The sequence below is a fragment of the Phycisphaerae bacterium genome (genome assembly GCA_041652575.1).
Taxonomy (GTDB): domain Bacteria; phylum Planctomycetota; class Phycisphaerae; order Sedimentisphaerales; family UBA12454; genus UBA12454.
Window position 1 is genome coordinate 71,165 of the sequence record JBAZHC010000011.1, and the last position, 13,900, is coordinate 85,064.

General features: G+C 45.6%; 11 protein-coding genes. 2 read left to right on the forward strand and 9 right to left on the reverse strand.

From position 1 onward, the window contains the following. Positions 1-96 precede the first annotated feature (96 nt). Positions 97-987, forward strand: a complete 891-nt coding sequence (gene folD / locus WC496_09180) for a bifunctional methylenetetrahydrofolate dehydrogenase/methenyltetrahydrofolate cyclohydrolase FolD (protein MFA5293191.1) — start codon at positions 97-99, stop codon at positions 985-987. Between the two features lie 19 nt (positions 988-1,006). Continuing rightward, positions 1,007-1,483 carry a hypothetical protein gene (locus WC496_09185; protein ID MFA5293192.1) on the forward strand — a complete coding sequence of 159 codons (477 nt, stop codon included), beginning with the start codon at positions 1,007-1,009 and terminating at the stop codon, positions 1,481-1,483. Positions 1,484-1,760: 277 nt separating this feature from the next. Here the strand turns inward: WC496_09185 and WC496_09190 are convergent, their stop codons facing one another. The 9 genes from WC496_09190 to WC496_09230 form a co-directional block, all read right to left on the reverse strand. Then, positions 1,761-2,354 carry an HNH endonuclease gene (locus WC496_09190; GenBank protein ID MFA5293193.1) on the reverse strand — a complete coding sequence of 198 codons (594 nt, stop codon included), beginning with the start codon at positions 2,352-2,354 and terminating at the stop codon, positions 1,761-1,763. A gap of 379 nt (positions 2,355-2,733) precedes the next feature. Continuing rightward, positions 2,734-2,976 carry a hypothetical protein gene (locus tag WC496_09195; GenBank protein ID MFA5293194.1) on the reverse strand — a complete coding sequence of 81 codons (243 nt, stop codon included), beginning with the start codon at positions 2,974-2,976 and terminating at the stop codon, positions 2,734-2,736. Between the two features lie 120 nt (positions 2,977-3,096). After that, positions 3,097-5,088, reverse strand: coding sequence for a DUF4954 family protein (locus WC496_09200; GenBank protein MFA5293195.1), 1,992 nt, complete (start codon positions 5,086-5,088; stop codon positions 3,097-3,099). A gap of 1,116 nt (positions 5,089-6,204) precedes the next feature. Continuing rightward, entirely contained in the window at positions 6,205-7,551 is a 1,347-nt protein-coding gene (locus tag WC496_09205; GenBank protein MFA5293196.1) for a sigma-54 dependent transcriptional regulator, read from the reverse strand. A gap of 62 nt (positions 7,552-7,613) precedes the next feature. Continuing rightward, positions 7,614-8,336 carry an ATP-binding protein gene (locus WC496_09210; protein MFA5293197.1) on the reverse strand — a complete coding sequence of 241 codons (723 nt, stop codon included), beginning with the start codon at positions 8,334-8,336 and terminating at the stop codon, positions 7,614-7,616. A gap of 64 nt (positions 8,337-8,400) precedes the next feature. Next, the gene (gene pnp, locus WC496_09215) at positions 8,401-10,527 is read right to left on the reverse strand and encodes a polyribonucleotide nucleotidyltransferase (GenBank protein MFA5293198.1); all 2,127 of its coding nucleotides are present in this window, start codon (positions 10,525-10,527) and stop codon (positions 8,401-8,403) included. A 91-nt stretch (positions 10,528-10,618) separates the two neighbouring features. Continuing rightward, the gene (rpsO, locus tag WC496_09220; GenBank protein MFA5293199.1) at positions 10,619-10,885 is read right to left on the reverse strand and encodes a 30S ribosomal protein S15; all 267 of its coding nucleotides are present in this window, start codon (positions 10,883-10,885) and stop codon (positions 10,619-10,621) included. Between the two features lie 180 nt (positions 10,886-11,065). Continuing rightward, positions 11,066-12,178 (reverse strand): type II secretion system F family protein, encoded by a 1,113-nt coding sequence (locus tag WC496_09225; GenBank protein MFA5293200.1) that lies wholly within the window; start codon positions 12,176-12,178, stop codon positions 11,066-11,068. After that, entirely contained in the window at positions 12,162-13,898 is a 1,737-nt protein-coding gene (locus WC496_09230; protein ID MFA5293201.1) for an ATPase, T2SS/T4P/T4SS family, read from the reverse strand. The genes WC496_09225 and WC496_09230 overlap by 17 nt, the downstream gene beginning before the upstream one ends. Positions 13,899-13,900 lie beyond the last annotated feature (2 nt).

Below are 13,900 nucleotides of genomic sequence, written 5' to 3' on the forward strand. Positions count from 1 at the left end.
ATTACCAAACTTGAAATGCTCAAAACTGTTTGAAACATTTTAATTTTGAATTTGTTTCGTATTTCGGGTTTCGTATTTCGTATTTTTGGAGAAATTATGGCAGCAAAGATTATTGACGGTAAACAGGTCGCTGCGGATATCCGCGCAGAACTTAAAACAGAAGTTGAAAAACTCAAGGCCAAAGGCATAACGCCAGGTATGGGCGTAATCCTCGTCGGAGCAGACCCCGCCTCTATCTCCTATGTTACCGCAAAAGAAAAAGCCTGCGCAGAAATCGGAATCTATTCCGATGATAACCGCCTGCCCGCAGATACGAGCGAAAAGGATTTGCTCGCACTCGTCAATAAAATGAATAAAGACCCTAAAATCAACGGCATTCTCGTACAATTGCCATTGCCGAAACATATCGACGAACAAAAAGTTTTATTGGCAATCGACCCCGACAAAGACGTTGACGGCTTTCATCCGGTAAGTGTCGGCAAAATGTGCGTCGGTCAAAAAGCGTTCCTGCCCTGCACGCCTCACGGCGTTATTCAACTGCTGATTCGCAGCGGCGTCAAACTCGACGGCGCCGAGGTCGTTATTGTCGGCAGGAGCAATATCGTCGGTAAGCCGCTCGCCAATATGCTGATTCAAAAGTCACCTACCGGCAACGCTACCGTTACCGTCTGCCATACGAGAACAAAGGATACAGCCGCCCATACGAGACGTGCTGATATAGTTATCGCCGCGGCAGGAAGGCCGAATACGATTACAGCGGATATGGTAAAAGACGGCGTTGTCGTTATCGATGTCGGCGTGAATCGCATTGCAGATGCGACGAAGAAAAACGGGTTCAGACTTGTTGGCGATGTGGATTTCGAGGGATTGAAAGAAAAGGCAAGTTTGATTACTCCCGTCCCCGGCGGCGTAGGACCTATGACAATTACTATGCTTCTTTTCAATACGGTAGAAAGCGCGAAAATGACTACAGAGCCGCGACAGTAATGGAGCGGTCATTCTTTTTATGTCCCGCGACAGTAATGGAGCGGTATTTCTTTTTACGTCCCGCGACAGTAATAGAGCGGTCATTCTTTTTATGTCCCGCGACAGTAATGGAGCGGTATTTCTTTTTACGTCCCGCGACAGTAATGGAGCGGTCATTCTTTTTACGTCCCGCGACAGTAATAGAGCGATCTTTCTTTTTATGTCTCGCGACAGTAATAGAGCGGTCATTCTTTTTATGTCCCGCGACAGTAATGGAGCGGTCATTCTTTTTATGTCCCGCGACAGTAATGGAGCAGTCTTTCTTTTTACGTCCCGCGACAGTAATGGAGCGGTCATTCTTTTTATGTCCCGCGACAGTAATGGAGCGGTATTTCTTTTCGTTACCTTATCCAGCTTTGTTGGTTTTGTAAATATTGCCCCATATTTTACGCTCTATTTCCTCATATTATACAGCTTCGAAAGAATACAGACTTATTCTATCTTTTATAATTTTTGATGTCAATGAAAAGATTTTGACCGCTCCATTACTGTCGCGGCTCTGTTTAACCAAAATTTAAATGCGCGTATTCTCTATACAGTTCTCTTGCCGCCTCATCGTATGCCTTTGCGGCGTCGATTTCATTATCGAAATGACCATAATCTAAAATCCCCAACGTAAAACCCTCCGTTAACAAAAATTTTAAGTATCTATGCTCGTATGAAGTATACTGCATACGAGCATAGTGAATAAATGCTAAAAAATCTGCGTAATCTGCGATATCAGTGATTTCGTTTTACCCAAAATTCAGTTTCGCGTATTCCCTATACAGTTCTTTAGCCGCGTCATCGTATGCCTTTGCCGCCTCTATCTCACTGTCGAAAAACCCGAGCCGTATTGGAATACCTTTATAATTGATAATTGCCCGCCATTTTTTACTGTCTTTCTCGCGGGACACTCCCTTATATTTAGAACTGCATTTATTTTTATGTTTCTTTCTGTTATAGGCATTTTCAGCCGCCGTAACTATTCGCAGATTTTCTCTCGTATTATTTAGTCCGTCTCCGTCTTTATGGTCAACGACAAAACCGGCCTTCGGCTTCATAATCTCCCGGTGCATTATTATCCGTTTTTTTCTCCTGTTAATATATATCCCGCGGATTGCGTAATAAGTTTCATTATGGTTATTTACTGCCGACCATTTATGTTTGTTTATTTCCTCGAAATCCTCCTGACTGACCATCGCGTATTTTTCCTGCGTCAGTTTGATTTTGCGGAATGCAAGGCCGTATTTGATTTTGCGATAACAAAGCAGAATCGCAACGCCGATGTGCGCGATAAAATCGGGATAATATAATGGCATATAAGTTTTTTGCATAATTTTAGCCACTAAGTCACCAGGACACTAAATTTTAAAATATATATATTTTTTCTTTGTGACTTCGTGTCTTGGTGGCCATATAAGTGCCTCCACCCTTACTGAAAACTTGCGCGCTTTTGACGAGTTTTTCGCAAAAATTTTTTGGCCTGAATTTATAACTGCTTGTATGGTTTGGAGTTAAAAATTTTCAAAAAATCTTATTTTTCACATTTGCGCAATTTTTTTATTGCGCGCTTTTGATTATGTGGACTTTTTAAGTCCATATAATCAACTCCCGAGTTATTTAGAAAGTTTTTAACCTTGAATAAAAACTTTGGAGGGGGTGGCGCCCATTGTTTGCCGGGGTTCGTTAATCAAATCCAATCTTCGTGTTTTTGCGGTTGCTTCCCTACGGCCATAGTTTCCAGGCAACAATAAACGCCCCGATTGCAACGCACAGGAGCAGGATACCCAGAACTAACTTTCCCCAGTCCATTTTCCCATCCAGAGTGCGAACGCTTGCCTGCCTGCCAATGAACAAATATCCGCCCGGAGGGATGTAGCTGAACACACATTGCATAAATCCGAACCAGCCGGCAGCAAGTCCGGCAATAACACAGGCGATTGAACTAATCATTCTGAGAAAACCCATTTTGTTTATCTCCTGCTAACAATAATTAAATTGATAAAGTTTCGTGTCGGAGCCTGTCCGCCATAGCTCGCAGCGACGGCGGATGCCTTGGTGGCTATCTAAAGTTCAGCTTTGCGTCTTTTACGAAAGGGATTTAACTTTATCCGTCCATTCCTGGGTGGTTTTTGTTATAACTTCCTGCTGTCCTTTAAGCTGTTTTACAAGGCTATTACCTTCGTAAGTACCTCTTACCGCATCGAAGTCGGCATCTCTTGTTTCTTCATCGCCATCGACGCCGAACCCGATTCGCGGCACCTCTCCGAATTCCTTTTCAGCGTCGGACAGAATGAGTGCGTTTAATTTTTTGCACGCCGCGGACCAGTCGCCGATTAGTTTAAGCACTTTTTCGGTTATAGACTGCTGCGGCTGTTTCTGCATTATATTTTGGATTTTTTCACAGGCCCATGACCATTTATATTCGGAATAGCCGGAATGATATTTTTTCAGTCTTTTGATGATTTCCTCGATGGTCGCCAGTTTGCCAGATTCGATATCGTCCAGCAGAGTATTTACGCATTTTTCAGGTACGAGCAGGCCGGCGATATCGAGCCATTTGCCCAGGCCGTCGGGGTTTGTCGATTGAAAGATTTTCTGGAGTTCGGCGGAGGTATTGGGCTTTGAATTTTTAAGTTTGTCGATGAGGCAATCGCCGAGGAATTTATTTATGGCGATAGTGTAATATTCTATGCCTTTGTTCAGGGCGCCTGCGTTGAAGTGCAGGTTATTGCATACCACTTCCTTGGAGGTATGGGTATTAGCTGGCTGAAGGTTGAGCAGCATATCGAGTCCTTTGATAATTTTCTGTACGGTATAGGGACTTAGTACATCAAAAATAATCAAATCTGATTTTTCCGGTGCTTTTCTTTCGTCGCGTTTGGGCCATTTTTCGCCGTCGCGGACGGTTCCTACGGTTCGCAGGTTTACGCCGGGCACGACGTAGCTTTTATCTTCTTCTTCGAACAGGTATGAGAATGGCAGATCGCCGGTATCCGGATGGGCGTAATGTCTGCCCATCACAACGCAAAACGCACCAATCCTCGCGGGATACATAACGTAGCCGTCGCTGGTCATTTTCGCGCCGCGCTCGAAAATGCCCTGATGAACGGAGCCGACTTTGTACATGTGATTGCTCTGATTCGTTCCACTTCCGGCGTTAAAGAAACTAAATAAGCCGGCGATGAGCAATGTGGATTTGTGATGGCTGACAGTATAAGGGCCGGCGAAAATGGAACATATTTCGCCGTGATGGAAACCGCAATTTGCGAAACAAACCGAATTCTCCGCAGAAAACTGCTTGGTCATCTTCGTCGCCTGGCCGATAAAACAATCGGAAATAATCGAGCCTTCACTGATTTTAACGCCCTCGGCAATGATAAAATCCTTCGCAACAACGCTGGCGCCAACCTCAGTCCGGTCCTCGGAACAGCTTTTAACGGTGCCATTCTCAAGACGCTTTACATTGCCGATAATGGCGGCAGTACCGATTTTGACGTTTTTAATCGTTCCGCAATTCGATAAATGCGAGCCTTTGCCAACGATGCCTATGTCGGTCTTAACGCTGTCGGTATATTGAGCTATAAGCTTTTCAATTTTTTCGCGAACCTTCGTTCGATGTCTGTGCAGGGCAAGGACATACGCAATCTGGGCAGTGAGCTTGTCAAATATTATAACTTCCCTGCCGCCGCCTTCGTTAATAACCACGGCCTTGATGCCATTGCCAAATGTCGTCCGGCCCTCAACGGCAAGCAGGTCTATGTGGTCGATTACGCAATCGTCCTCGATGACGTAGTTGGCGATGTGGTTGTTTACATTGGAAATATAAACATTATCGCCTACCGTGCAGTTGTGAAGATACGCGTTGTAAATGCCGGCGGGCTTGGTTACGTCGCCGTAAAAACTTATCATTTTGTCGAATTTGCCGAGCCTAATTTTACCTGAAAAGGTCGTGTTTTTAATGTTGCCGGGCTTAAAGTCAGAACTGACAAGAACTTGCTGCCAGTCGCCGCAAATACAATTCTGGTTTTCAAGCTGCTCGATTTGCTTTTTGGTAAGTAAGACGTACTTATCGCTCATTTTTATCTCCCTGCCTGTATAGTTTTATTCGAAAACAAAAACAGTCATATTATTATACAGATTTGAGCCAATAATGCCATAGTAAGTTTGAGGGCTTAATTTTGGATAAAATAGCCACGAAGGCACAAAGACACTAAGAAAAAAAATATATACTAAAAACTTAATAAAATAGCCACGAAGGCATCCGCCGTCGTCCCTAAGGGACTATGGCGGACAAGCTCCGACACAAAACTTTTTTTATCACTGATTACGCAGATTTCACGGATTTTTTAGTATTTATTCACTATGCTTGTATGCAGTGGCGTAAGCCATCTCCCGACGATATACTGTATACGAGTATAGATACTTAAAGTTTTTGTTAGCGGGGGTTTTAAAGAGTTAAGAATGAAGAATGAAGATTTAAATTCTAACTTCCAACATTGAACACTGAACGTCGAACTCTGAATGTGGAACCGCCAGAGACGGATGAATTTTTTCGTTGACCCGCCTGCCCTCCATAGGCGGGTAAAGTTTGAAAAGAAAAAGAGAATTTTTTAATCGCAGATAGCTATGCCACAAGTAACCGCAGATTATATGGATTTATTTAAACAAATAAAATTGGTTGAGTTCGGAAAGAAAAACATCTGATCCATTTAATTTACCCCTTAAAATGTGCAATTGACGAACGTCAATCAACCTCTTGGGAGAATGCAGGAATTTTATTTTGTGAGGTTTTAATTTAAGTCCGCCGGAGGCGGATCCCGATGAGATAAGTCTCATAGGAAAACACCTCAGTTAGACAGCTAAAGTATCTTCAAGAAGCTAATTTACGCATCTAACGGGGTAAGCGAACCCTGCCAAGGTGTTGGCAGGGCTAACCAAAAAGAAAAACCTGCCGTGAATCCTTCAACTGTGTTCAGGACAGGCCGGCAGGCTAAATACAATGGATTCCCGCCTGCGTCTGCGCTGGGGTGACATTCTTTCGCGGGAATGACAAGGCTAAACGAACCCGCCGTGAAACGGCGGGCTAAATAAATTCTCCCTGCGCTATCGCTTGGGCTCTGTTGCGTTGTGAATGATATGGGCGACAATCAGGGATGACGAACCCCCAACATAAAGTTGGGGGCTTTAGGATGATTAAAACTGAATATCGTATTCTTTAATTTTACGATAAAGGGTTCGTTCGCCAATGCCAAGCAGTTTGGCGGCCTTTTCACGATTATTATCCACCTTCGTAAGCGTATCAATAATGGCCTGCCGCTCAAGGTCGTTGAGCGAAACGCCAGCGGTTACCTGTCCGGATAACTGTCTTACCTGATGAATCTCGGCGGGGATATCCTTCATATCGAGAGTTTCCGAATCGGTCATAACGGCCATCGTCCTGATGCAGTTTTTCAACTGGCGGATATTGCCGGGCCAACTGTAAGATTTTAGAATTTTCAATACGCTGTCGGAAACATCTTTTTTCGGCGTTCCCAATTCGTCGGCGGCCTGAGTTAAAAAATAATCGACAAGCCGGGGAATATCTTCGGGTCTGTCCTTAAGGGCCGGAACGGTTACGCTGACGCCCTTGATTCTGAAATAAAGGTCCTGTCTGAATTTATCCTGTTCGACAAGTTTGGCAAGGTCGTGATTGGTAGCGCTGATAACACGGACGTTAACGACGGTGGATTTGTTCGAGCCTACGGGTACTACGACGCCGTCTTCGAGAACCCTTAAGAGTTTGGCCTGCATCGTAAGCGGCATATCGCCGATTTCATCGAGGAAGAGCGTGCCTTTGTCTGCGATTTCAAAAAGTCCCTTTCGTGCCTCTGTAGCTCCTGTAAAAGAGCCTTTGGAATGACCGAAAAGTTCGCTTTCGAGCAGCGATTCTGTAAGGCCTGCGCAGTTCAGCGGCTTAAATGCATTATTTCTGCGCAGAGAATTTTCGTGAATGGCCTGGGCGAGCAGTTCCTTGCCTGTACCGGACTGGCCCTCTATCAGAACGGTTATATTTGTCGGCGCGACACGTTTTAGAACGGCGATTACCGACTGCATCGCGGGGCTTTCGCCGATTACGCCATCGAATTTGAAATTATCTCTGCCTCTTGCGGCAGCGGAAGCGGCCAAAAACTTTTTGAGTGCCCTTTCCGTCATCGCGCGAAGCTGGTCGATGTCGATAGGCTTGACAAGATAATCGAACGCGCCGCATCGCATAGCCTCTTTGCAGGTGTCTATCGTGGCATAGGCCGTGATAAGAATAACATCGCTGGCAGGGTTCTGTTCTTTGGCGGTTCTTAGAATATCGAGGCCGTTGATTTTGTTATCGTTAAGGTTCAAATCGGTTATGACAACATCGATATGTTTTGTACTGAGAAGCTCGATGGCATTTTTGGCGTCATAGACGGCTATCGTTTCGCCGCCGGTCTGCGAAAGGGCCTCGGCCAGGACATCAGCATGTCCAGCTTCGTCATCAATAATCAGTATTACAGGTTTATCAGACATAATAGCCACAGAGTAAATATATTTTTTTATAAACAGTGTAAATCTGCGTCTTTTTCATTACGTTATACTATTTTTTCTTCAATCGGCAACTGGATAGTAAATGAAGTACCTTTTTGCGGCACGCTGTCAACCTTTATCGAGCCGTGATGGGCTTTGATAATTTTCCTTGAGGTCGAAAGACCCAAGCCGCTGCCGCCGGATTTTGTCGAATAATAAGCATCGAAAATTTTATCCGTATTTTCAGGCTCAATCCCTTTGCCGGTATCGCTTACGATGATTACCGCATTCGAGCAGTTTTTCTGGGTTCTTATCATCAGTTCACCGCCGTCGGGCATTGCCTGCTGAGCGTTTATAAAAAGATTAAGCAGAACCTGTTTTAACGAATCGGCGTCGGCTTTGCAAATCAAAGGTTCGTCGCAAAGAGAGGTCCTGAGAGTAATCGCACGGCTGACGGCCTGGGGCGAATAAAAATCCGTCATATCCGTTACGAGCCGATTGATATCGACAGGGACAGGATGCAATTCGGTTTTTTTGATATATCGCAGAAAATCCTCGAGAATTTTCTCCAGCCGGTCGGTTTCCTTCTGAACAACAGCGATTTTCCTTGCGGCTCTTGCGGGGTTTGCGTCTTTGGAGTTAAGTTCCTCGCTTATCAATTTGAGATTGACCTTGATAATCGAAAGCGGATTCTTTATTTCGTGAGCCAGGCCGCCCGTAAGACGGCTAAGCTCCTCAAGCTCCGATAGTTTCGGCTGCTGATCGTTTTTTCTGCGATTGTGCAACATATAATTCAGAACCGTCCGCTGTCCGAGATGAGCGGACGGATAAAATTGCAGTGCCGGCCGTAAATTATTCTTTCGGCTTTGCTTCGGCAGCGACTTTCATTTCAGCAAGAGCGGCTTTTCGAGAAAGCTTGAACCTGCCCTGGTCATCGATGAAAAGCAGCTTGACCGGTATTTCGTCGCCGATTTTAAGAATACTATCGACATTTTTGACGTAACCGTCGGCCAGTTCGCTTATATGGCAAAGGCCTTCGACGCCGGGGATAATCTCGACAAACGCTCCGAAGTCCTTAATGGAAACAACTTTCGAATTCGGATAGATACGTCCGACTGTCGGCGGTTCTGTCATAGCCTGGATAAGTCTCTTTGCCTCGAGATGTCCGTCGCCGCCAACACAGCTTATGAAAACTGTACCGTCTTCTTCGATTTCTATCTTTGTGCCTGTCTTTTCCTGAAGGGCCTTTATGTTTTTGCCGCCCGGGCCGATTAACTTGCCGATAAATTCCGGGTCGATTTCAATGCTCGTAAGTTTCGGAGCATATACGCTTAAATTCTCTCTGGGCTTATCGATAGTCTGCGCCATAATCGCAAGCAGTTTAGTACGGGCCTGTTTCGCCATTTCGAGCGATTCGACCACGATATCATACGACAGCGATTCCGCTTTTATATCGAGCTGAATTGCTGTAATGCCGTTCTTTGTGCCGGCAACCTTGAAATCCATATCGCCGAAATGGTCCTCATCGCCGATTATATCGGTAAGCAGGACATGTTTATCCTTCTCTTTTACCAGACCTATCGATATTCCCGCGACAGGTTCGAGAAGAGGAACGCCTGCATCCATAAGCGCCAGAGTTCCGCCGCAAACTGTGGCCATGGAACTTGAGCCGTTAGATTCGGTAATATCGGAAACAATTTTAATCGTATAAGCAAAATCGTCGATTTTCGGTCTGACCTGTTCGAGTGCTTTTTCTGCCAGTGCACCGTGACCTATTTCACGGCGGCCCGGTCCTCGCATCGGCTTGACTTCGCCGACACTGTAAGGCGGGAAGTTATAATGCAGCATAAACTTCTGGCCGTACTCTGCCATAAGACCATCGACAATCTGTTCGTCACCGCTTGTTCCGAGAGTTACCGCAACAAGGGACTGCGTTTCGCCTCTTGTGAAAAGGGCCGAACCGTGAGCACGCGGCAGCAAACCTACTTCGCATGCTATCGGCCTTATATCGGTAAAAGAGCGTCCGTCAGGTCTCTCACCTTTAAGTATCATCTCTCTTACAATCGTTCTCTGGACGCTGTCGATAATTCTGCCAAGCAGACGTGCCGAGCAGCGGGCATCCTCCGGCTTTTCTGCCGGACAGTACAATTCCCTGATTTCCTTTGCAATATCCCTGAGGGTATTGTTTCTTTCGCTTTTCAATTTAATCGCGAAAGCTTTTCTCATATTATCGGAATATTTTCCGCTTATTTCATCTGCAAGGACCTGGTCCCATTCGAGGACTGGAACCTGTTTTTCTTTGCCGCATTTCGCGACCAGTTCTTCAATCAAATCGCAAGTATCTTTTATCGACTGCTGGGCAACTTTAATCGCCTGTGCCGCAACGTCTTCAGGAATCTGTTTGGCATCGACTTCAATCATATTTATCGCATCGGGGCCGCCAGTCAGGATGAGATTGAAATCGCTCAGTTCGCGTTTTTCATAAGTCGGATTGATAAGGAATTGACCGTCAACCCTGCTTAATCTTACCGCCCCTACCGGGCCGTTGAACGGTACCGTGCTTATCGCAAGAGCGGCACTGGCACCAACCATCGCAAGAACATCAGGGTCATTTTCCGGGTCTGCGCTGATTACGTTGACAACAATCTGAACCTCGTCAAAATAACCATCGGGGAAAAGCGGCCGCAGAGGTCTGTCAATCATTCTCGAAGTCAGGACTTCTTTTGTGCTCGGCCTGCCTTCTCTTTTCATAAAGCCGCCCGGGAATTTACCGGCGGCGCTTAATTTTTCGCGATACTCAACACTCAGCGGGAAATAATCGAGTTCTCTCGTCGGCGCCGCAGAGACAACCGTCGCCAGAACCATTGTTTCACCATAAGTAACAACAACTGCACCATCTGCCTGTTTCGCTATTTTACCCGTTTCTAAAATTAATTTCTTTTCACCAATCTGCTTTTCTACTCTCAATACATCTGCCATAATTACCTCATGAAGTAGGAATACTTCAGCTAAACAATATAAATAGGTTAAAAATACCCGAAACCATAAAAAGACTTACGGACCGGATAGTTTATTTGCGGAGCCCGAGACGAGTAATAATCTCTTTGTACTTCTTAATGTCTTTTTTACTGATGTACTTAAGCAGTGCGGACCTGTTGCCGACCATTTTCAGCAAACCTCTCCTTGATGAATGGTCCTTTGGGTGGGCCTTGAAGTGATCAGTAAGTTCGTTAATCCTTGTGGTAAGAATTGCTATCTGGACTTCCGATGAACCAGTGTCCTTTTCCGAAGCTCTGAATTCCTTAATAACGTTACCTTTTTTTTCCTTCGTCAACATCTTTAATTATTACCTTTCGAAATCTATATTTATTTATCCCAAACTCTAAGTCTGATGGATTTGGCGATTATAACAGCTAAATTCTTTAATGCAATAGTTTTGCGAAAGATTATATCGGCAATTTTGGAGATGGATGGCTGTTTTGTTCGTATGTCGTTATGCTGACACAAGTTAACTGTTTTAATGCCCCATTACCGAAGAAATTTTGAATATAGGCAGTAAAAGGGCAATGGCAATAGTACCAATAATGCATCCCATCACGACAATCATCAAAGGCTCAATCATACTGGTTACGTTTTTGATTGAAACCTTCAGCTTTTTGTCATAGAAATCACTCACTTTTTCACAGACATAGCCGAGATTGCCGCCCCTTTCGCCGGCCTTTATCATCTGGATAATTGACGGCGAAATCAATTCGCTGTTGACCGAGGCCTTCATAGCCTCTGAAAGCTGGAAGCCGGATTCGACCTTGTCGCTTGTCTCCCGCCAGAACTGGCTGAAATACTGGTTATCAGCGGAATCTTTCACAATCTGCAGGGCCTCGAACAAAGTAACACCGGTATTGAGCATCGTAGCCATAATTCTCATACTTCGTGTCATTATGGTATCGGTAAACATTATTCCGAGAACCGGCGTGTGTATTTTGCACCAGTCGATGATTCTTTTGCCCCACGGAGTAGTAACGGCATAATAAATTCCACCTGCCGCCATAACAAGCACAGCAAGTATCAGACTGGCGGACTTGAAATCTCTTACAGCATTACTGAAACTTACGAGCATCTGCGTAAGTTTAGGCAGTGCCTGTCCGCGGGATTCGTAAATTTTCGTAAACTTCGGCAAAACGAAAAACAGCAGCGTTACGGTCGCGATAACCGCCATTACCATCATAATCACCGGGTAAATCATCGCGCCTTTGATTTGTTTTTTCGTCTCGACCTCCCCTTCAATATACTTTTGCACCACTTCGAGCATTTCCGGCATTCTGCCCGATGCTTCGGACGCCTCGACAGTGCCTATGAACATCGTATTAAAGACCTTCGGAAAGGCCGACAGCGCAGAGGAAAAACTTTCACCGCTCTGTAATCTGTCCGATATGCCGAAAAGCACATCCTGTAACGGTCCCGGTTTTGTTTGTTCGGCAATCGCTTCGACGGCATCGCTGATAACAACGCCGCTGGAGAGCATTACCGATAACTGACTTGTGAAATGAAGCAGGTCAGCCTGTTTCACATTCGAAATCGAAGCGACATTGGCCGATTTGGCGGGAAGCAATAAATCAAGCAGTGCCGTCATTGCTCATATCCTCCGAGGTCGTTACCCTCAAAATCTCGTCGATGGAAGTTATGCCGGCTTTGACTTTTTGCAGGCCGTCAAGCCGCAGAGGAATCATTCCGCCTCTTACCGCGGCTTCTCTTATTTTTTTGAGGGTGGCGTTTGCCGTGATAAGGTCCTGCACTTCCTGATTCGGTATAAACAATTCGTGCACGGCAATTCTGCCGATATAGCCTGTGTTTCTGCATTTTTTGCAGCCTACGCCGTGGAAGAATTTTGCCGTCGAGTTAATTTGTTTCTCGACCATTTTTCTGATTGACGAGGCCGGTTCGTATTCCTCCCTGCAGTTGGAACAAACTTTCCTGACGAGTCTCTGTGCCAGTACGCCGACAAGAGAGGCGCCAATCAGGTATGGAGCGACTCCGAGGTCGATAAGTCTCGTTACCGCGCCGGGAGCATCGTTGGTATGCAATGTCGAAAAAACCAGATGGCCGGTAAGAGCGGCCTGAACAGCAATGTTGGCAGTTTCATCATCTCGAATTTCGCCTATCATTACGATATCCGGGTCCTGGCGAAGCAGACTTCTAAGCGCCGAGGCAAAAGTAAAACCGGCGGCATCATTAACTCCAAACTGATTTATCCCTGAAATATTAGCTTCAACAGGGTCTTCGACCGTGCATATATTAACTTCGTCATTATTAAGTTCTGCAAGCATCGCGTAGAGAGTCGTATTTTTTCCAGAACCGGTCGGGCCTGTAACAAGCACTACGCCGTTGGGCGAACGTATTTTTTCCTTCAGCAGCTTAAGGTTCTCATAGCTGAAACCAAGAGTTTCGAGATTGAAAAGCATTCGCTTGGCGTCGATAATTCTTATAACGACTTTTTCGCCGAAGCTGCCTGGCATAACCGAGACTCTCAAATCAATCGGCCGCCCGTCAACCATTACATGGATTCCGCCGTCCTGCGGCGTTCTTCGCTGGGCGATGTCAAGTTCAGCCATTATTTTTATACGCGAAACGATGGCCGAGAGCATCTGGAACGGCGGACGGATTTTTTCATACAATTTTCCGTCAACGCGATACCTGACCCGCAGTTTTTTATTGTCCGGCTCAATATGAATATCGCTGGCGTTTTCAGTAACAGCGTTATAAACAAGGTAATTGACAAGTTTCACAACGGGCGACTGCCCCGCTACTTCCTGAAGATTGGTTATGTCCTCGGAAATATTCTCAATCAGCGTAAAATCATCGAGCCCGGTTTCGTCAATGATATCATCGATGACAAAAACATTCGAAGCGGGCATATAAGCCTGCAGAGTCGCCAGTATGTCCTTGGCGGTCGCGCAGACAACCTGCACATTGCAGCCGCTGAGCCGTTCGATTTCATCGAGCAGAAAAACATTCGTCGGTTCACTTACGGCTACCGTCAGGGTATCGTAAACCTTGAACAGCGGCAGGACGCAATGTTCCTCGAGAAAATCTCTCGGCAGAATCTCGATAATATTGGGGTCGCATATTTTCGGGCTTATCTGCGCATACGGCACGCCATAGGTATCGGCAAGAGCGGAAGCTATGTCGTTCTCTGTGCATAAACCTTTTTCTATCAGCAGTTCGCCCATCAGTTTCTGATGGCCGTTGCTGTTCTGCTGTGAAAGGGCCTGTTCAATCTGCTCGGCAGTTACAATTCCCCTGGCCTGCAATATCTCGCCGAGCTGTAATTTATTTGCCGTATTGGTTTTCATAT